Origin of the sequence: Nocardia sp. NPDC023733 (assembly GCF_040639775.1) — a bacterium.
Taxonomy (GTDB): Bacteria; Actinomycetota; Actinomycetes; order Mycobacteriales; family Mycobacteriaceae; genus Nocardia; species Nocardia rosealba.
On sequence record NZ_JBFAAN010000002.1, the window covers coordinates 797,713 to 816,137 of the forward strand.

The 18,425-nt window shown below is 68.4% G+C and carries 16 protein-coding genes, 1 tRNA gene and 2 pseudogenes; 9 read left to right on the forward strand and 10 right to left on the reverse strand.

Annotated features, from left to right (window positions below; all coding sequences use genetic code 11):
• Positions 1-13: 13 nt before the first annotated feature.
• The 3 genes from AB0F86_RS15130 to AB0F86_RS15140 form a co-directional block, all read right to left on the reverse strand.
• A tRNA-Glu gene (locus tag AB0F86_RS15130) sits at positions 14-86 on the reverse strand.
• A gap of 121 nt (positions 87-207) precedes the next feature.
• The gene (locus tag AB0F86_RS15135) at positions 208-567 is read right to left on the reverse strand and encodes a cupin domain-containing protein (RefSeq protein WP_356986531.1); all 360 of its coding nucleotides are present in this window, start codon (positions 565-567) and stop codon (positions 208-210) included.
• 86 nt (positions 568-653) lie between these two features.
• Positions 654-1,418, reverse strand: coding sequence for a hypothetical protein (locus AB0F86_RS15140; RefSeq protein ID WP_356986529.1), 765 nt, complete (start codon positions 1,416-1,418; stop codon positions 654-656).
• A 96-nt stretch (positions 1,419-1,514) separates the two neighbouring features.
• Between AB0F86_RS15140 and AB0F86_RS15145 the strand changes: the two genes are divergently transcribed.
• Positions 1,515-2,468: an ATP-dependent DNA ligase gene (locus AB0F86_RS15145; protein ID WP_356986651.1), complete on the forward strand. Its 954-nt coding sequence runs from the start codon at positions 1,515-1,517 to the stop codon at positions 2,466-2,468.
• Between the two features lie 3 nt (positions 2,469-2,471).
• Here AB0F86_RS15145 and AB0F86_RS15150 read toward each other — a convergent pair whose 3' ends face one another.
• Positions 2,472-2,966 (reverse strand): DM13 domain-containing protein, encoded by a 495-nt coding sequence (locus AB0F86_RS15150; protein WP_225279022.1) that lies wholly within the window; start codon positions 2,964-2,966, stop codon positions 2,472-2,474.
• A 55-nt stretch (positions 2,967-3,021) separates the two neighbouring features.
• Positions 3,022-3,582 (reverse strand): heme-binding protein, encoded by a 561-nt coding sequence (locus AB0F86_RS15155; RefSeq protein WP_067637102.1) that lies wholly within the window; start codon positions 3,580-3,582, stop codon positions 3,022-3,024.
• A 198-nt stretch (positions 3,583-3,780) separates the two neighbouring features.
• Between AB0F86_RS15155 and AB0F86_RS15160 the strand changes: the two genes are divergently transcribed.
• The 3 genes and pseudogenes from AB0F86_RS15160 to AB0F86_RS15170 form a co-directional block, all read left to right on the forward strand.
• Positions 3,781-4,962 (forward strand): sensor histidine kinase, encoded by a 1,182-nt coding sequence (locus AB0F86_RS15160; protein WP_356986527.1) that lies wholly within the window; start codon positions 3,781-3,783, stop codon positions 4,960-4,962.
• An 11-nt stretch (positions 4,963-4,973) separates the two neighbouring features.
• Positions 4,974-5,606, forward strand: coding sequence for a response regulator transcription factor (locus tag AB0F86_RS15165; RefSeq protein ID WP_067491858.1), 633 nt, complete (start codon positions 4,974-4,976; stop codon positions 5,604-5,606).
• 378 nt (positions 5,607-5,984) lie between these two features.
• Positions 5,985-6,293, forward strand: a pseudogene (locus tag AB0F86_RS15170) (transglycosylase family protein); the annotation flags it as partial.
• Between the two features lie 106 nt (positions 6,294-6,399).
• Here AB0F86_RS15170 and AB0F86_RS15175 read toward each other — a convergent pair.
• Positions 6,400-7,617 carry a helix-turn-helix domain-containing protein gene (locus AB0F86_RS15175; RefSeq protein WP_356986525.1) on the reverse strand — a complete coding sequence of 406 codons (1,218 nt, stop codon included), beginning with the start codon at positions 7,615-7,617 and terminating at the stop codon, positions 6,400-6,402.
• A gap of 193 nt (positions 7,618-7,810) precedes the next feature.
• Between AB0F86_RS15175 and AB0F86_RS15180 the strand changes: the two genes are divergently transcribed.
• Positions 7,811-8,956, forward strand: coding sequence for an alpha/beta fold hydrolase (locus AB0F86_RS15180; RefSeq protein ID WP_356986524.1), 1,146 nt, complete (start codon positions 7,811-7,813; stop codon positions 8,954-8,956).
• The gene (locus AB0F86_RS15185) at positions 8,953-10,311 is read left to right on the forward strand and encodes a lipase family protein (RefSeq protein WP_356986523.1); all 1,359 of its coding nucleotides are present in this window, start codon (positions 8,953-8,955) and stop codon (positions 10,309-10,311) included. The genes AB0F86_RS15180 and AB0F86_RS15185 overlap by 4 nt, the downstream gene beginning before the upstream one ends.
• A 463-nt stretch (positions 10,312-10,774) precedes the next feature.
• Here the strand turns inward: AB0F86_RS15185 and AB0F86_RS15190 are convergent, their stop codons facing one another.
• Complete coding sequence (locus tag AB0F86_RS15190; protein ID WP_067637093.1) at positions 10,775-11,728, reverse strand: cation diffusion facilitator family transporter; 954 nt, start codon at positions 11,726-11,728, stop codon at positions 10,775-10,777.
• A gap of 227 nt (positions 11,729-11,955) precedes the next feature.
• Between AB0F86_RS15190 and AB0F86_RS15195 the strand changes: the two genes are divergently transcribed.
• From AB0F86_RS15195 to AB0F86_RS15205, 3 genes and pseudogenes are all read left to right on the forward strand, one after another.
• Entirely contained in the window at positions 11,956-12,492 is a 537-nt protein-coding gene (locus tag AB0F86_RS15195; RefSeq protein ID WP_255674284.1) for a sigma-70 family RNA polymerase sigma factor, read from the forward strand.
• A gap of 167 nt (positions 12,493-12,659) precedes the next feature.
• Positions 12,660-13,649: pseudogene (locus tag AB0F86_RS15200) on the forward strand (N-acetylmuramoyl-L-alanine amidase); the annotation flags it as partial.
• Between the two features lie 921 nt (positions 13,650-14,570).
• On the forward strand, positions 14,571-15,608 hold the full coding sequence (locus AB0F86_RS15205) for a CobW family GTP-binding protein (protein WP_356986521.1): 1,038 nt from the start codon (positions 14,571-14,573) through the stop codon (positions 15,606-15,608).
• On the opposite strand, the gene AB0F86_RS15210 is transcribed toward AB0F86_RS15205, so the two are convergent.
• From AB0F86_RS15210 to glp, 3 genes are read right to left on the reverse strand one after another with little or no spacing between them, the layout of a single operon-like run.
• On the reverse strand, positions 15,605-16,036 hold the full coding sequence (locus tag AB0F86_RS15210) for a molybdenum cofactor biosynthesis protein MoaE (RefSeq protein WP_067493072.1): 432 nt from the start codon (positions 16,034-16,036) through the stop codon (positions 15,605-15,607). The two genes, AB0F86_RS15205 and AB0F86_RS15210, sit on opposite strands and share 4 nt — an antisense overlap.
• Positions 16,029-17,171 carry a bifunctional molybdenum cofactor biosynthesis protein MoaC/MoaB gene (moaCB, locus tag AB0F86_RS15215; protein WP_356986519.1) on the reverse strand — a complete coding sequence of 381 codons (1,143 nt, stop codon included), beginning with the start codon at positions 17,169-17,171 and terminating at the stop codon, positions 16,029-16,031. Before moaCB ends, AB0F86_RS15210 begins: the two co-directional genes overlap by 8 nt.
• Positions 17,168-18,373: a gephyrin-like molybdotransferase Glp gene (gene glp / locus AB0F86_RS15220; RefSeq protein WP_356986517.1), complete on the reverse strand. Its 1,206-nt coding sequence runs from the start codon at positions 18,371-18,373 to the stop codon at positions 17,168-17,170. Before glp ends, moaCB begins: the two co-directional genes overlap by 4 nt.
• Between the last annotated feature and the right edge of the window lie 52 nt (positions 18,374-18,425).

Consider the following 18,425-nt stretch of genomic DNA (forward strand, 5'->3'; position numbering starts at 1 on the left):
GGGAGCTCATCTGTAGCCCCGACGGGATTCGAACCCGCGCTACCGCCTTGAGAGGGCGGCGTCCTAGGCCGCTAGACGACGGGGCCAGAACAGCAATTCACCAGCGTGAACCGCGCGGAACATACCTTAGCCGACGACCGGGCGATCGACCAAAACGGGCGGCAGAAGGCCCGCTCATCGCCGTGGGGCCTCTTATTGCGTCCACGGTCAGTCCGGGAACTCGAGCTCGGCTTCCTGGTCGGCCTCGAGCAGGAAATAGCCGAGGAATGTGACACCGTCGTGGCGGGCGTCGAAGCGGGCGATGCGAGTGTGCGCAGGTTCGTAGAACACGTCGCCGGGGCGCAGGATCGTGGGTTCTTTTCCTTCGACTTGATATACGGCGGAGCCGGATTCGATGCTGCCGAAGACCGGTCCGTTGTGGACGTGGAGGCCACCGGAGAAGTCAGGGGCGAGCGTGATGCGCCTGATCTCGACGCGGTGCACGGCTTGCGGTGATGGCAGCACCTGGTCGAGAAGAGTCGTGCGGACCACCGGCGCTGGGCCGGCTTCGGGGCTTGGGTCAGGCATGGCGAGGTCGTTCCGTTCCGATCGAGCTGTGCGTGCCCCTTATTCATAAAGCACAGGGACTCGAAATCGAAGCACTGACGGCTCTGTCAGTAGTTGTGGTGCCAGCCGAGGTCATGGAGGCGGTGGAGGGCGGCATCGAGCATGGCGCGGCCGGGGGAACCGTCTCGCCACCAGACTGACCAGTGGACGTCGATCGACAGCATCAGGAGGGTGTGGTGCCCGTCGGCGTCGGAGATGCCGGAGACGTGGGCCTCCCGCAATACGGTGACCGAGATCGGGGTCCAGAATCCGAGGTCGTACCTGCCGACCCACACTCCGTCGGATCGTCGTCGCACAGGGATTCGGAGGTCGCGAACCCTGTTGTCGAGGTCGTCGAGGATGAATTCGTCACCGGTCGGCACCAGGGCGGTGGGCAGCGCGGCCAGTGTGTCGTCGACGCGGATCTCGCTCCATCCGCGCCATCGCAGCTCGGACGCTTCACCGGGCGTCGTCAGCAGGTCGTCGAGCATTGTCGTCATGGCATGTCCATCGACGCCGACCGGAGCGGACGATGCGGGCACCAGGACGCTGCCCGCGGCGTTCACGCGCACGTGGTCGTCGGGTTCCGACCGGTCGGCGACCATCCACACGCCGTCGACATCGTTCGTCACACATCGGGATGCCTCGAACCGCAGCGGAATGAACAAACCGCGGGACAGCTCGATGATGGCCGCCACCGCATGGTGGGCTGCCATCCGCTCTCGGTCGACCGGCGACACCGCGGGGTCCAGCGGCCAATCGAGATCGAGAAAGGCTCGCGGTGGGCCGAGGCCTGATGCGTAGATGTCGTATCCGGAATTCTCGGCGCGCACAGGAGTGAGCGTGCCGGTGCCGATACGTCGGCGGCAACGTCTTTTTCGATGAGCGCGGTGGTTGACCTGGTCAGTGGTGGGGTGGAGGGTGGAGCGATGGCCGGTAAAGAGGTGTGGGGCGGGGTCGAGATGTCGAATCTCGATCAGCCGCTGTTCGACGGTGCCGAGGCGACCAAGCGGGACCTGGTGGGGTACTTCGAGGCGGTGGGGGAGCGGCTGGTGCGGGTGCTGCGGGGGCGTCCCCTGTCGGTGGTGCGGGTGCGGCCGGGGCAGGAGCCGTTCATGCAGAAGAATTTGCCCAAGTACACGCCGGAGTGGGTGGGGCGCACGACCGTGTGGGCGGAGAGTTCGCGGCGGGAGATCACCTACGCGCTGTGTGACGACCTGCGGACTCTGCTGTGGTTCGGGAATCAGCGGGCAGTCGAGTATCACGCAACATTGTTCCTGGCCGAATCAGCACCCGCGCCAACGCATCTGGTGCTCGATCTCGATCCATCACCGGGGCAGACGTTCGCCGACGCGGTGGCGGGGGCACGGTTGATCCGGGAGGCGCTGGCGGCCGACAGACTGGCGGGGGCGGTGAAGACGAGCGGGTCCAAGGGGTTGCATGTCTTCGTACCGGTCGTCGACGGCATCGACGTGGAGGACGCGGCCGCGGCGACGCGGGCGGTGGCCGCGCGGGCCGAGCGCATCGATCCTGCCGTCGGGACAACGGCTTTCATCCGTGAGGACCGCCACGGGAAGGTGTTCCTCGACGCCACGCGTGCGGGCGGCGCCACCGTCGCGGCGGCCTACAGCCCGCGCATCCGTCCTGGCGTCACCGTGTCGTTCCCGCTGAACTGGTCCGACCTCGACGACGTGACACCCGCGGATTTCACGCTGCGCACCGTGCCGGACCTGCTCGCCGACGCCGACCCGTGGTCGACGGAAATGCCGGAACCACAACAACTCCCGGACGACTTGATCGCCGAGGGCCACACCATCCCGGTCGCCCGGGTGCAGGCCATGCACGAGGGCAAACGACGCGCCCGCGCCCGTCGCGCGGAATGAGAATCAGACCGGAGTGAGCGTCGCCGCACCGAAGGACACGTGGAACCGCTCGCACCAGATGCTGACCGACCGCACCGAGGACAGATCGGTCCCGGCGGGCACCTCGTAGTTCTGGTTGCCCTCGTTGCCCTTCAACGCGCCGAGATCGATGTGGGCGCCGTCGTCGAAATTGTGCCAATCGTCAGGGACCACCGGTTGGTCTGTGAGCCAGACCCGCAGGGCGGGACCGTCGGATGTGCGCAGGTCGGCGATTCGCACCACCAGCGTGCCGTCGGCGGCTCGTTGCAACGCGACGGTGCCCGAGGTGTCGTGTTCGTGGGAGAGGAACGTGCCCTGAGCGAGCAGTGGCGGCGGAGCGCCGTCGGCGGCGACCACCGGCGCCTCGTCGACGGTGACCGTGGTAAACAACCGCCACGGCTGGAACAGATACAGCCCGACCGCCACGACTGTGACCAGGCCGATGGTGAGGACACTGAACAGAACCCGGCGTGCGGACATGATGCCTCCTTCGAGGTCCATCATTCTCCGTCCGCCCGCCGGGCGCAGCCTTCGATCAGTTACCGAGCGCGGCCACGCCGGCCTGCGCGAACTTCTCGTCCAGATCGCCGCTCGGCGCGCCTGCCACGCCGATGCCCGCGATGGGCGCGCCCTTCGACTTCACCGGGGCACCGCCACCGAGGAAGAGGGTGCCGTCGATGTCTGCGAGGTGGGGTGCGGACTCGAGTCGCTTGGTGAGCTCGCTGGTCGGGGCGTTCCACGAGACGGAGGTGAACGCCTTCTGCTGGGCGGCGTCGTAGGACTGCGGGCCCGCGCCGTCACCACGCAGGGTGACGATCACATTGCCGTTGCGGTCGACCACGGCCACGCTCACCCGCTGGTTCTCCTTGGCGGCCGCGTCGAGCGCGGTCTGGGCGGCCTTGGTCGCGGCGGCGACCGACAGATGCGTGCTGGTGGCCAGATTGTTGTCGGCCGCCTCGACGACCACGGGGGTGCGGGTGGCCGGGTCGGGATCGGCGGCCTGCACGGTGACGACACCGACGACGCCCGCGCCGACGACGGCGGCGGTGGCACCGGCGACGATGAGACGGTTACGGGTGCTGAACTTGCTGGTCATTGCTGCTCCTGAGCATTTCTCGGCCGTCGGATCTGCGGCGCGGCCTGGTGATATCCATCCTGTTCGCCCGGCGGCTCCGGCGAATCGACGGTGTGGCTGGAGTACGCGGCCGGATCGGACGACACCCGGGTCAACCGATCGGATGACCCGCCGCGCCCCGGCGCCGGGGGAGAATGCCGAGGAGAGGGAGGAGGCCGCATGGACCTCGGTGACCAGCGCGAGGACACCCGTCTGCTCGCGATCATCGTGCACAGCGCGTTCTATGTGCTGCTCGCCGCGTCGCTGCTGCGCTGGCTGATCCGGCACAGCGAGACCCGGTCGACGCCGCTCATCGTCGTCCTCGCGGTGGCGCTCGCGGTGCTCTACGGGCTCAGCGAGTTGCGGGCGTCGCACCGGCTCGTGTGGTTCGCGGGGTTGGTGCTCACCTGGTCGGTGCTGGTGGTGCTCGCGCCGAGCTTCGCCTGGTGCGCGGTTCCACTGGTGTACACGGGCCTGCGGATCCTGTCCGAACGCACCGCGGTGACGCTGGTGGTGGTGTTGACCGCGCTGGTGGTGGCCAGTCAGGTGCGCATCGCGGGCTGGCTCGATCCGAACCTGGTGCTCGCACCGCCCGCGGTGGCCGCCGTGACCACCGCGTTGTTCGTCGGTATGCGCAGGCAGGCGACCCGGCAGGCGGCACTCATCGACGACCTCGTGCGAACCCGCCAGGAACTGGCCGACACCGAACGACGCGAAGGCACCCTCGCCGAACGTGAACGGCTCGCCATGGAGATCCACGACACCCTCGCCCAGGGTCTGTCCAGCCAGCGCATGCTGTTGCAGGCCGCCGACCTGGTCTGGGATACCGACCGGGGGCTGGCACGCACGCATCTGCGCTCGGCCGCCGAGATCGCCGAACGCGACCTCACCGAAGCGCGCCGCTTCGTCCACGATCTCGCCCCCGCCGATCTCGCCGCGGGCGGGTCACTGGCCGCCGCCCTGACCGCGCTCGCCGACCGCGAATCCACCGACACCCTCACTGTGCGATGCCATATCGAAGGTGCGCCGGTGCCGCTGCCGCAGCGCGTAGAAGCCACCCTGCTCCGCATCGCCCAGGGCGCGCTGGCCAATGTGCGCGAACACGCGCGAGCGAGCACGGCGACACTCACGCTGACCAGCCTCGACGACCAGATCGTCCTCGATGTGGCCGACAACGGACGCGGTTTCGATCCCGGCGACGTCGGCGACCCGGCCGAGCATCGGGGTCACGGTCTACCTGCGATCCGGGCGCGCGTGCGTCAGCTGGGCGGTACCTGCGCGATCGAATCGGCGCCGGGGGAGGAGACGGTGCTGTCGGTGTCGATCCCCTTGGCCCAGGTCGCACCGGGCGATGCCCGCTAGCATCGGCCGTTATGACCACCACCGTGCGCCTGCTGATCTGTGACGATCACGCGGTGGTGCGCGCAGGCCTGCACGCCCTGCTGTCGAGCGCACCCGGGATCGAGGTGATCGGGGAGGCCGCCGACGGTCCGGCGGCGGTGGCGCTGGCCGGGCGCCTGCACCCCGACGTGGTGCTGATGGATCTGCAGCTCGGCGGCGAGATGGACGGGGTGGCCGCGACCAGGCTCATCACCGCCCAGCCGGCGCCGACACCGCACGTCCTCGTGCTGACCACCTACGACACCGACGCCGACATCACCCGCGCGATCGAGGCGGGCGCCACCGGATACTTGCTCAAGGCCGAACGCCCCGAGGAACTGTTCGCCGCCATCCGGGCGGCCGCGAGCGGGCAGACCGCGTTGTCGGCGCCGGTCGCGGCCAAGGTCATGGCCAAGATGCGCAACCCTGGGCCCACCCTCACCGCTCGCGAGCGCGACATCCTCGGCAAGCTGGCCGAAGGCCTCGGAAACCGGGAGATCGCCCGCGCGCTGCACATCAGCGAGGCGACGGTGAAAACGCATCTCGGGCGCATCTACGACAAGCTCGGCGTGGATACCCGGGCCGCCGCGGTGGCCGTGGCATCGGAGAAGCGGCTCCTCGCCTGAGGGGCTTGCGGCCACTACTCATACAAAGGGTTGCCCGAATTGCCTGTAAGAAACGTGATCGGGCCCACTAAATACCTGTGAGGCCGCTCACAAATAGCCGCCTGAAGCACAGTTCTGTGATTACGGATTTATCACGAACGACCAGCGGTGAACAGCGTACGTTTGGACAAACTTTGCTACATAAGCGTCCGTGATCGGTGCGTGATCTTCTGTTGCGAAACAGCTACATTCGATCACGGCTTGAACAACAACCCGAGCCGAATCGAATCGCAGAACGCCGCAAAGCCTGCCCCGCGATTCGAGGATCCCCGACATACCTGTGGGGCAGGGACGCGGTAGTTCGAATACCGAGTCGGTGGGCGCAGGCAGGAAATGCTTATGTCTTTCAATCGCAAGTTCACCACCCGTGCCCTCGGTTTCGCCGCTGTCGCCGGTGCCATGATCGCCGTTCCGGCCGGTCTGACCACTGCCACCGCTTCGGCGAACAACTGGGACGCCGTGGCGCAGTGCGAGAGCAGCGGTAACTGGGGTATCAACACCGGTAACGGCTACTACGGCGGTCTGCAGTTCTCGCAGAGCACCTGGGAGGCCTACGGCGGCACCGGCACGGCCGACAACGCCAGCCGTGAGGAGCAGATCCGCGTCGCCGAGAACGTGCTCGCGGCCCAGGGCCCCGGCGCCTGGCCGACCTGCAGCGCCTACCTGTAAGGTACGCCGCGCAATAAAGACTTTCCTTGTCGGGAAACGGAATACCCGCTATTCGAAGCACACGTCGAATAGCGGGTTTTTTCGTTTATGCCGAATCCAGCCGATATACCGTGAGCGCGGCCGCCAGCATTCGTGAATCCTTCGGATCGGCCGGGTCGAGGCCGGTCAGATCGGCAATGCGGCGCAACCGGTAGGTGAAGGTATTGGGGTGGACATGAATCCGTCGCGAGGCGGTCTTCCGGTCGGCACCGTACTGCAGATGCGCTTCGAGTGCCTCGACGAGATGCGGGCTCGACAACAGTGGAATCACGCGCTGCGCCAACCGCTCTCGCGCCGGGCCCGGCCGGGTGAGCTGATACTCGAGCAGCAGATCGTCGAGGCGGTAACACCCGCCGGGTTTACCCCGGAGCCGAGCCAGCTCGGTCAGTTCGCTCGCGTCTTTGGCGGCGGTGGGAATGTCGTCGCGGGCCACCTCCGAGAACTCCGCGAGAAACACCGGAACCCCGAATTGTTCGGCCAACCGCGTGGCGAGCTGGTCGAAACGCGCGGCGTCGAGGACATCGGCCTCGGAGCGGCTCAGCAGGGCGATGCCGCTGGTGCCGTCGAAGGTGGCGGGGGTGGTCGTTCCGGTCAGCGCGTCGAGGTCGCGTTGCAACACCCGGATGCGGCGGCGCGTCAGCAGGTTGGCCGCGCTGCCGGTGCGCGGCTGCTCGTCGAGGTGGATCGCGAGGACCGTGTACTGCTCGGCCAGCGTCGTGTCGGCCCGCGCCGCGAGTTCCTCGGCCGGTAGCCCGCGCACCAGCGCCGAGCACAACTCGCGCCGTGCCTCGCGTTCGGCGTGGTAGATCGACTGCTCCACCTCGGTGTAGGTCTCGACCACGGTCATGTTGATGTGGCGGAGCAGGTCGAGCAGCCGGCTGAACACGTGGATGAACTCGAACATCTCGCTGGGCTCGGCCTCCGCCGAGGCCGCCGCGAGCAACGACTGCGCCGATGCGTGAATGGCGTCGATGAGCAGCGGCAACGGCAACCGGTCCTCGGCATGCCGCTCGGCGACCGGGGCGACGAACATGGCCACTTCCGACTTGGTGAACTCCCGATTCGAGGCGATCGCGTCGAGCACCGCCCGTCCGCAGGCATAGATTGTCGGCAGCACCTCGGCGGTGAAGTGGCCCGCGGGCAGTTCGGCGGGGGCTTTGGCGGCGAGTCCATCGGCGAGCATGCGCTCGGCGATCTGGGGCCAGCGACTCAACAGGCGAGTCGTCAGATCGGGTGCGGCGGACGTGGCTTGTTCGGCGAGCATGCCACGAATTGTGTCCCAAGACAGGGCGAAAGTGGGCGCTCCAGTCGGCTACGACGAGAACTTGGTTCACGAGACAAGAGCGGTGGCGTTTTCTGGGCGCACGGTGCAGTGACACCCTGTGGCGCCGGTCATAGATTCGCAGAACGCGCATCGGGCCGCCTGCCCGACGACGCTGTTCTACGGAAGTGAAACCTTGATTGCAACGACGCATCCTCTTCGCCGAACCCTGTCCGCGTTCGGCATCGCCGCCGCGCTCCTCGCGCTCGGCACCCACTCGGCCGCCGCGACTCCCACGCTCGAACCGACCGTCGCCTCGCTGGCCGAATATCTGAACGCCACCGCGCCGACCACCCCCGAGGGCCGCCCCACTGCCATCGCCGATACCGGCAGCGCCTCGGGCAGCGGTTCGGGCTCGTCGAGCCGTGCCTCCGACACCGTCGGTGAGGGCCCCTCGATGTCGGCCTACCTGCCCGCCTTCGCCTACGGGCTGCTGCACCCGGACGCCGCGCCGCCCAAGGCCAACCGCTGGGACTGCAAACCCACCGCGGCCCATCCCCGACCGGTGATTTTGCTGCACGGCACCTGGCTCAACGCCTACGACACCTTCTCCTATCTGTCACCGCGGCTGGCCGATGCCGGGCACTGCGTGTTCACCCTGAACTTCGGCAAGTCGACCCTGCTGGAGGCCGGTGGGCTCGGCGCGATCCTGCCCGGCCGCAACGGGGTGGGCCCGATGGTCGAATCCTCGGGCCAGGTGGCCGCGTTCATCGAGCGGGTGCTGGCCGCGACCGGCGCCGAACAGGTCGATATCGTCGGCCACTCCCAGGGCGCGACCATCGCCAACCATTACCTCAAGTTCGACGGGGGACAGGGCAAGGTCGCCACCCTCGTGAGCTTCGGCGGCACCCACCACGGCACCTCGCTGCTCGGCATCGCCTCGCTCGGCCGCATGATCAACAACGCGGGCATCGACATCCTCGGCTTCTACCGGCCGATCATCGGCGCCGCCAATGTGGAACAGGCCATCGGTTCGCCGTTCTACACCACCCTCAACGCCGGCGGCGACACCGTGCCCGGCGTGCGTTACACCGTGGTCGGCTCCCGCTACGACGAAGTGATGAACCCCCTCGACCTGGGCTTCCTGGTCGCCGGGCCGGACGCGACCGTCGACAACATCACCCTGCAGGCCGGCTGCGAACAGGACGTCTCCGACCACCTGACGATGATGTACTCCCCGCGCGCGGCCTCCATCGCGCTGCGTGCTCTCGATCCGGCACGTGCACCCGAGCTGGCCTGCACGTTCAACCCGTGGTTCTTCGGCGGCGGCGGCAGCCTATGACCAGTCTGCTCGATCGGGCGGCCACCCTGCGGGGAGCACCGCCGCTGCCGTCCGACGATCCCTTCTACAGCGCCCCACCCGATCTCGAGACGCTCGCCCCCGGCACGGTGGTGCGGTCGCGCTCGGTGGAGCTGGCACTGTTCGGTCTGGTGCCGCAACGTATCGCCGCGTGGCAATTGCTCTATCGCACCTGCGATCTCGACGGCAATGCCGAGGTGACGGTGACGACAGTGCTCTTGCCCTGGGGCGCCGACCCGCGCGAGTCCCGCCCGCTCGTCTCGTTCCAGTGCGCGATCGATGCCGTTGCCCCGCAGTGCTTTCCGTCCTACGCCTTGCGCCGGGGCGCGCAGACCATCGGTTCGATCGCCCCGCTGGAACTGCCGATCATCGCGATGGCGCTGCGGCAGGGGTGGGCGGTCTCGGTCCCCGACCACGAGGGGATCGACGGGCGGTTCGGCGCCGCGAGGGAACCCGGTTACCGGGCGCTCGACGGCATTCGTGCGGCGCTGAGTTTCGGTGCGCTCGGGTTGTCGCCGTCGAATCAGGTTGCGCTGTGGGGTTATTCGGGTGGCGGGCTGGCCACAGCCTGGGCGGCCGAGCTGGCCGCCGAGTACGCCCCCGAGCTGGATATCGTCGGCGCCGCCGCCGGGTCGCCCGTGGGTGACCCGGCGGCGGCGTTCCTCCGGCTCAACGGCGGCTGGTTCGCCGGGTTCCCCGCCGTCTTCGTCGCCGGTCTGCGCCGCGCCTACCCGGAGCTGGTCCCCGTGCTGGAAGACCACTTCGACACACGGTTCCGCGCCCTGCTCGGCGAGGCCGAACAACGCAGTACCTTCGCGCTGTTGCTGCGGTTCGCCCGCCGCGATGTCGCCCGCCACCTGCGCGGCGGCATCGCCGAACTGCTCGCCGAACCGGTGCTGCGCCGCGTTCTCACCGACGTCGAGCCCGGCGGCAAGGCCCCGGCCGCCCCGCTGCTGGTGGTGCAAGGCGTGCGCGACGAGGTGATCGCGGTCGCCGACATCGACGCGCATGTCCGGCGCTACGAGCGGGCCGGTGCGGCCGTGCGGTACCTGCGCATCCGCAACGGTTCCCATCTGCCGCTGGAGTTCCTCGTCGTCCCGGTCGTCCTCGACTGGCTCGCCGACCGTTTCGCGGGCAGGCAGGCCGAGACCGGGACGGAGACGGTGACCTCGGTGGCCCGTTCCGTGCGGGCGATGCGCAAGCACCTGGAGTTCCTGCAGGTCGTGCTGACCATGGCTGCCGGCCGGTCGATCGGTGTGGCCGAGGCTCCGTCGACATCGGCTGCGCAGTCCTCGCCGCTGGTACCGCAAGAAAGGGAAATATTACGCATCAGCTAATTCTCGGCACAATTCCCACGGTCGCCGGGACCTAAACATAAAAGGCTGATTAAATAACTCTCAGAAACTTCTCATACAATTTTAAGTAACACGATGTCGCACCTATAACCGCAGGTGGTGATAGGTGAAACTAGGTTACTGTAACGGCTGTCACTAATCCGTAATTTGCGTAACTCGCGGCGTTCGGGGGTCGATATGCCATTCGTAAGCCAGCCTCGGCTGGAGCATGAGAAACAGAGGAGTATTTATGATCCCCGTTATCATCGACACCGGTAGCGCCGCCCTGAACGGTCTTTTCGACACCCTGGGTGCTGCTCTGCACGGTCTGGTCGACACCCTGTGGACCGGCTCCTTCGGCGGCTGATTCGTCAGCGCTTTCGGCCGGTGACGGCCGGGTCGACGGGAACGTCGGCCCACGAGAATGCCCCGCACCTTCCGGTGTGGGGCATTCTCGCGTTCGGGGTCAGTGCGTGTGCGGCGCTTCGGCAGTGTGGGTGTCGCCGCAGGCGCTGCTCTGCCGGTTGCCGATCGCGAGCACCTCCGGGGTGGCGTGGTCGACCTGCAGGGTGACGTGGCTGATGTGATGGTCGTGGTCGAGCATGTGCGCCACGTCTTCGCGCACCGCGTGGCAATCGCGGCCCGGCTGCACCAGGATGTGCGCCGACAGGGCGGGGGAGCCGGAGGTGATCTCCCAGATGTGCAGATCGTGCACGCCGACCACGCCGTCGCGGGCGCGGATATCGGTGTCGATCTGCGCGGGGTCGAGGTAGTCGGGGGCGGCCTCGAGGAAGATGCGGCTCGACGCGCGGATCAGTCCGACGCCCGCCTTGATCATCAACGCAACCACGATCAGGGTGGCGACGATATCGGCGCGTGCCCAGCCCGTCAGGATGATGACCACACCCGCGACAGCGGTGGCGATGAACGCGAACAGGTCGTTGAGGATGTGCTGGTAGGCGCCCTCGATATTGAGGCTCGTCCGATCGGCGCGACTGATCATCCAGGTGGCGAGCACATTCACGGCCACACCGACCAGCGCGGTGACGAGCACGAGGCCGCCGTGCACTTCCGGCGGCTCGAACAGCCTGCGGATCGCCTCGTAACCGAGCCACAGTGCGAGCAGGAGCAGGGTGAGCCCGTTGGCCTGGGCGGACAGGATCTCCACCCGCTTCCAGCCGAAGGTCATCCGTCCTTTCGGCGGGCGCGCGGCCAACCGGATCGCCCACAGCGCCAGCGCGATGGACGCGGCGTCGGTGGTCATATGCGCGGCGTCGGACAGCAGTGCCAGCGAATCGGCGACGATACCGACGATGACCTCGCCGATCAGGAACGTGACGATCAGGGCCAGTGCGCCTGCCAGCCAGCGTTTGTCACTGTCGGCCGACACCCCGTGGTCGTGCCCGTGTCCTGCGCCCATGCGATTTCCCCTCTCCGGTGAACCGAACGGCGCAATCATATGCACGAATCGCTATGTATGCAATTCCTTCGTCACCCGGGAACGGAGCGAGCCCGGCAGCCCTGCTCCCCCCTCCTGGAGCAGGCCCGGCCGGGCTCGCAGGAACTACTTTCCAGCACGGCACCAGCAGGATCCTGAAGAGTCGCTTAAGGCGTTGTCATCGGGCGGTCCGGCCGCGATAACCCGGTATGGCGGACAACTTCTGTAACGCGCACTGCGCGCGACTGTGTACCAGGGACGGGCTGGCCGACGTGCTGGCCGCCGATCGCGGCCTGCTGCACTGGCGGGCCATGCGCAGCCTCGGTGATCGCGGGCTGGCCGAGCATGCCGTCCAGGAGACCTTGTTGCGCGCGTGGCGCGCGTGCGCCGACTTCGACGCGCGCAAGGGCAGCGTGCGCACGTGGCTGCTGGCGATCGAACGCAATGTGGTCGTCGACATCGTGCGGGCTCGGGCCGTGCGCCCGATCGATGTGGGTTTCGACGACCTCGCCGAGCTGGTGCCCTGCGGCAGGCCGGATTTCGCCGACGGGCTCGTCGACGGCTTGCTCGTCGACGAGCTGCTCGCCCGGTTGCCCGAACCTCAGCGTGCGGCCGTGGTCGAAGTGATTCTGCGTGATCGCGGATATCGGGAAGTGGCCGAGGATTTCGGGGTTCCCGTCGGCACGGTGAAGACCCGCGTGCACTACGCGCTCCGCTCGTTGCGGCAGTTGCCGGAGGTTGCCTGACGCACTTGAAAAATCGCCCATCTGGGCACCTGACCAGCGATTATCGGCCTATTGCAGTTCGGTAACGGTGCTTGCCCTGTCGTTGTACACGTGGCAAGAGTTAACTACTGGGTTTGGTGTTACCAATGGGAAGGGAGGGGTGCTCCGTTCCGGAGCGCCGACCGAACATGAAACCAGACATCATCAAGGCCGGTCTCTGCTCCACAGTCTCCGCCGCGGTCGTGGTGTCGCTGTCCGGGCTGCTGCCCGTGACCGCCCACGCCGACCCTGAACCAGCGCAGGGCGATCAGCTCGCCGGGAAGACGATCTTCCTCGACCCGGGTCATCAGGGTCCGGCCCATGCGGAAGATCTCGCCCGTCAGGTCGACAACGGCCGAGGCGGAACCAAGGACTGCCAGACCACCGGCATGACATCACTGGGCGGCGTCCCCGAACACACCATCAACTGGGAAGTGGCCCAGCTGGTGAAGACCTCGCTGCAGGCGCTCGGCGCCGAGGTGGTGCTCAGCCGCGCCGACGACGCCGGGTGGGGCGGCTGCGTGGACGAACGCGCCCGCGCCGCGAACGAATCCGGTGCCGAGGTGGCGGTGAGCATCCACGCCGACAGCGCACCCGCCGACCAGCGCGGCTTCCACCTCATCCTGCCGCAGCTCCCCGTGCCCGATCCGGCCGTCGAGCAGGCCCAATCGCGAGCCGGGCTCGCCGCGTCGAGCGCGGTGCGCGACGCCTATGTCGCAGCCGGGATCCCGCCGGCGACCTACGGCGGTGCGAACAACGGGCTGCAGACCCGCGCTGATGTGGCCGGGCCCGCGTTGACCCGGGTACCGCTCGTTTTCGTGGAAATGGGCAACGGCGCCAATGCCGAGGACGCGGCGCTGCTCGAATCGCGCGAGGGACGGCTGCAGCACGCGGTGGCCATCACGACCGGATTGGTCGGTTATCTGCTGAACAAGCCGATCGGGCCCGCGCCTGCCTTGGCGTTGGCACCCAAGCCGATTCCGGGTCGGGCGCCGGTGGCGACCCCGGTTCCCACGCCCGGGCAGGAGCCCGAACCGGGTGCGGCGACGGACTCGACGAGCGAGAAGCCGGGTCGGTCCGATACGACCTCACCGCGTCGTGGTGCGCCGTCTACCAGCAAGTCCGCGCCCGGTGCCACAGGTGAGTCGGGTCAGGGATCGGTGCCGGAGTCCGACGGGACCGGGCAAGGGTCGGCGCCCGAGTCCGGTGGAGTCGGCCAGGGGTCCGCGCCCGAATCCGGTGGAACCGGTGAAGGGTCCGCGCCCGGTGCGGCGTCGGAACCCGAGTCAGGTGGAGTTGGTGAGGGGTCCGCGCCCGGTGTGGCGTCGGGGCCCGAGTCCGGAGGTGTCGGCGAGGGGTCGGCACCTGAATCGGACGCGACCGGAAACGGTGCCGGCCCGGAATCCGGGGCCGGCGGGCAGGGGTCCGCGCCCGAATCGGGCCCGGCAGGCGCACCCGCGCAGGGGTCGCCGGAGAACGGTGCGGCCGGTGACGAATCCGGCCAGGATCCGGCGCCCGTCGAGGAGCCGTCCAGCGATTCCACCACCCCGGCAGCGCCCGCCCCGGCGCGCGCACCGGCTCGGGCCCCGATCGCCGACCCGGCGCCGCTGCCGTACGCCCCGGCCCGCACCGCACCCGGTGCCAACGGCCGCCCGCCCGCCGCACCGGCTCCCACCCCGAGGGAACGCGGCGGTGCCGCCCCGAAGGCGCAGCCGTACCAGGAGGAATCGGTTCCCGACATCACGTCGCTGAGCAGTTCCCTCGGCGGCCCGGTCCTCACGGTGATGAACATGCTGATGCCCATGGCCCAGTCCCTCGGCATGGACAACAGCGTCATCACCAATCAGCTCATCAACCTGGCCTACACCCTCGCCGGCGTCGTCTTCGGCCCGACGAAGTAGTCCACCGAACCCTTCGTTTCAAGATCACCACGCTCTGGTGGCGGTCGGCTCTCGGTCGATGCCGCCACCGGGGCGTGGTGATCGCGCGTCCAGGACCAGGGCGGGGTTCGGCGAAGGTGGAGGGGCGGCGGGAGTGGACGGCAGCGGTGGGATGGCACCATGGGTGCCGTGATTCCTGTGGTGATCGTTGCTGGGTTTCTGGGGTCGGGGAAGACGACTCTGCTGAACTATCTGTTGCGCAACAACCGGGGAACCCGGATCGGAGTCGTGGTCAACGACTTCGGGGCGGTGAACATCGACGCGATGCTGGTCGCGGGGCAGGTCGATGCCATGGTGTCGCTGGGGAACGGGTGTGTGTGCTGCGCGGTGGACGTGTCCGAGCTCGACGATCTGTTCGCGCAGTTGGCGCAGCCGCGCAGCGCGGTGGACGTGATCGTGGTCGAGGCCAGCGGGCTGGCCGAACCGCGCAATCTGATCCGGATGGTCGTGGCGAATCCGAATCCGCGCATCGGATACGGCGGACTGGTCGAGGTGGTCGATGCCGAACAATTCGGTGCAACGAGCACCCGTCACCCGGAGTTGATCTCGCACCTGAAACTGGCCGACCTGGTGCTGGTGAACAAGGCCGACCGCGTCACGCCCGACGCCCTCACCGCCCTGCGGGAACAAATCACCGAGTGGGTCGGCCAGGTCCCCGTGTACGCGACCACGCACGGCCGGGTCGACCCGGGTCTGCTGTTCGACGAGCGCACCCGCGAAGAGCCGAAAGTGGCCCAGCAGTTGAGTTTCGACGCCCTGCTCGACGACCACGACCACGACGATCCCGACCACCGCCACTTCCACGACGACTACGTCTCGGTGTCGTTCACCAGCGAGCGACCGCTGAATCCTCGTGCCCTGGTGGACTTCCTGGAAAACCCGCCGCGAGGGCTGTTCCGCGCCAAAGGGTGTGTGGCCTTCGCGGTCGAGGGGGAGCGGCGCAAGTTCGAGATGCATCTGGTCGGTCGCCACGTGACGTTCACCCCCGGCACCTGGGCGCGGGGTGAGCAGCGGGTCTCGAGCCTGGTGCTCATCGGCGCGGGGCTCGACGCGGACGCGGCCCTGGAACGCTTGCGCGCCACCGTCTTCGAGGGAGACTCACCACTGGACGACCAAGCGTTGCTCGGCATCTGGCGCTACACCCCGAGCATGGTCTAACCGCAGGCGTTGACCCATTCCGAGAGTCCGTCGGCGAACAGCTGCCGCTTCCAGATGGGCACTTCGTGCTTGATCCGGTCGACGAGCTCATGGCAGACGGTGAACGCCTCGGCCCGATGCGGTGCGGCGACGGCGACCACGATCGCCAGGCCACCGATGTCGAGCGCACCGACCCGATGGGCAGCGGCGACGGGAAGTCCACTGGCCGTTGCGACTTCGGCGCACACCGCGTGGAGGAACCGCTCGGCCTGCGGGTGCGCGGAGTACTCGAGCGACGAAACCGCCTGGCCACCATCGTGATTGCGGACCTTGCCGGTGAACACCACCACGGCGCCGAATTCCGGTCCGTCCACGGCCTTTTCGACGGCGGCGGGATCGAGATCGCGGTCACTGATCGCGGCCAGCGCGACCGTGCCCTTGTCATTCATGATTGCCGCCTCCGGCTACTTGCGCGAGCAGATGATCCAGCAGCGGCTCCAGCACGGCGATGCCGTCCTTCACCCCGCCGGGCGAACCGGGCAGGTTCACCACAACGGTGCTCCCGACCAGGCCCGCGACCCCGCGGCTCAGCGCCGCGAGCGGGAATTTCGCCGTCCCACGCTGCCGGATGGCGTCGGCCACCCCGGGTAGCTCCCGATCGAGCACGGCCCGTGTCGCTTCGGGGGTGGCGTCGGTGGGCGAGGCGCCGGTGCCGCCGGTCGTGACGACCAGCGACGGCGCCCCGGTCAGTGCGTCGGCCAAGCCTGCCGCGATGTCGGCGTCCGCGTAAACGAGCGGACCACGCACGGAAAACCCTTGTGCGGCAAGCCATTCGGTGAGCACCGGGCCGGTGGTGTCGACACGTGACCCGGACGCCGCGCCAGTAGACGCGACCACGACAGCGGCACTACGAGACCCGGCGGGGGCGCTGTTCATGGCGTGCCGAGAATCAGCGACGGCCGAATGTGATTCGGCAGCATGCGGCGATTCCCAGACGCCGACCGCAGCATCAGCGGCAGGGGCGACGGAGCCAGCTGCCTGCGAGATGCCCGCAGTGCCGCCTGATCCGGCGACGGCCGGAGCATCCGCGGCCTCGGTCGACGCCGGCCGCGCCTCAGGCCGCACCCAATGTCCGTGCTTGCCACCCTCTTTGGTGACCAGCCGCACCCCGTTCAGCACCGCCGCCGGATCGACCGCCTTCACCATGTCGTGCAAGGTGAGCCCCGCCACGGCGACGGCGGTGAGCGCCTCCATCTCCACCCCGGTGGGCCCGGTGGTCTTGGCGCTCGCCTCGATGGTGATGGTCGTCTCGGTGAACCCGAACTCCACCTTCACCGACGACAGCGCCAGCTGATGACACAGCGGGATCAGCTCGGAAGTCTTTTTGGCACCGGCGATTCCGGCGAGCCGGGCCGTGGACAGCACGTCGGCCTTGGGCATGCCGTCGGCACGGACCAGGCGCACGACGTCGGCCGTGGTCTGCAATTCGCCTGCGGCGACGGCGATCCGGGTGGTGTCGGGCTTGGCACTCACATCGACCATGCGGGCGCGACCTTCACGGTCGACGTGCGACAACTCGCTCATAGCATCAAGATTCGCACAGTGGCACCGGCGGCGAGCGTGGTGACCTCGGCGGGAATGTCGACCAGCGCATCGGCCCAGGCCATACCCGCGATGAGATGCGAGCCGGGTCCGGACACGACCTCCACGCCGTCGTCGCTGGTCAGGCCGCGCAGGAACTGGCGCTTGCCCGCGGGGGAGCGGACCGGGGTGAGCAGAGGCAGCTCCCGGCTCGCGGGCGCGGGCAGCCCGGCGAGCGCCCGGATCACCGGCCGCGCGAAGACCGTGTAGGAAACCATCGTGCTCACCGGATTGCCCGGGAAGCTCAGCACGGGCACACCGTCGACCACCGTGAACCCCTGCGGTCCACCCGGCTGCACTGCGACGGAACCGAACGTCCCGCCCAGCGGTGCCAGCACCTCTTTGACCACCTCGAAGTCGCCCTTGGAGACCCCACCGGAGGTGAACACCACGTCTGCCTTCGCGACCGCCGACCGCAGCACCTGGGCGAAGACGGTCGCGTCGTCGGTGCTGTGGGCGATCTCGAGCACGTCGACGCCGTCGGCGCGCAGGGCGGCGGCCAGCCCGATCCCGTTCGAGTTGTAGATCTGGCCGGGGGCCAGCACCGAACCGGCCGGGCGCAACTCGTCCCCGGTGGTCAGGCACACCGCACGCAATCGCGACAGCACTGGCACACTCGGCAGCCCGACGGCGGCCAGCGCGGCGATATGACGCGGCGCGAGCACCGTGCCCGCCCGGGTGACCAGCTCACCCACTCGCACATCGGTACCGGCCTCGCGCACGAATTCCCCACGCGCCCGGCCACGTTCGACAACGATGCGGTCGTCGCCCGCTTGCACGTCTTCCACCGGGACGACGCAGTCCGCGCCCGGCGGCAGCGGCGCGCCCGTCATCACCTTCATCGCCGCGCCCTCGGGCAGCGCCTCGGTGCCGGGCCTACCGGCGGCCACCACCCCCGCGACCGGCAGTGTCACCGGCGTGACGGCGACATCGGCGGCCCGCACCGCGTACCCGTCCATCGCGGAATTGCGGAAGACCGGCAGATCGATCGGGGAGTGCACATCGGCGGCGAGCACGCGCCCGAGTGCGTCGGGGACCGGCACCTGTTCGGGGGTGCGGTCGGCGAGGCGGGCCAGCAGCGCGGCAACGGTGTCGCGGTACTCGTCCACGCTGCGCGCCGACGCGGTGGCGGGCCGGTGAGTCATGTGCCCAGCCTAATCGTCGTCGCGGTACCCGGTTCGATCGTGTTGCTCACTC

Bases quoted from the DNA above. Each gene is read 5' to 3' on its own strand.
- AB0F86_RS15135 (WP_356986531.1), bottom strand. From the start codon at position 567: ATGCCTGACCCAAGCCCCGAAGCCGGCCCAGCGCCGGTGGTCCGCACG.
- AB0F86_RS15145 (WP_356986651.1), top strand. From the start codon at position 1,515: ATGGCCGGTAAAGAGGTGTGGGGCGGGGTCGAGATGTCGAATCTCGAT.
- AB0F86_RS15150 (WP_225279022.1), bottom strand. From the start codon at position 2,966: ATGTCCGCACGCCGGGTTCTGTTCAGTGTCCTCACCATCGGCCTGGTC.
- AB0F86_RS15155 (WP_067637102.1), bottom strand. From the start codon at position 3,582: ATGACCAGCAAGTTCAGCACCCGTAACCGTCTCATCGTCGCCGGTGCC.
- AB0F86_RS15160 (WP_356986527.1), top strand. From the start codon at position 3,781: ATGGACCTCGGTGACCAGCGCGAGGACACCCGTCTGCTCGCGATCATC.
- AB0F86_RS15165 (WP_067491858.1), top strand. From the start codon at position 4,974: ATGACCACCACCGTGCGCCTGCTGATCTGTGACGATCACGCGGTGGTG.
- AB0F86_RS15175 (WP_356986525.1), bottom strand. From the start codon at position 7,617: ATGCTCGCCGAACAAGCCACGTCCGCCGCACCCGATCTGACGACTCGC.
- AB0F86_RS15185 (WP_356986523.1), top strand. From the start codon at position 8,953: ATGACCAGTCTGCTCGATCGGGCGGCCACCCTGCGGGGAGCACCGCCG.
- AB0F86_RS15190 (WP_067637093.1), bottom strand. From the start codon at position 11,728: ATGGGCGCAGGACACGGGCACGACCACGGGGTGTCGGCCGACAGTGAC.
- AB0F86_RS15195 (WP_255674284.1), top strand. From the start codon at position 11,956: ATGGCGGACAACTTCTGTAACGCGCACTGCGCGCGACTGTGTACCAGG.
- AB0F86_RS15205 (WP_356986521.1), top strand. From the start codon at position 14,571: ATGGGTGCCGTGATTCCTGTGGTGATCGTTGCTGGGTTTCTGGGGTCG.
- AB0F86_RS15210 (WP_067493072.1), bottom strand. From the start codon at position 16,036: ATGAATGACAAGGGCACGGTCGCGCTGGCCGCGATCAGTGACCGCGAT.
- moaCB (WP_356986519.1), bottom strand. From the start codon at position 17,171: ATGAGCGAGTTGTCGCACGTCGACCGTGAAGGTCGCGCCCGCATGGTC.
- glp (WP_356986517.1), bottom strand. From the start codon at position 18,373: ATGACTCACCGGCCCGCCACCGCGTCGGCGCGCAGCGTGGACGAGTAC.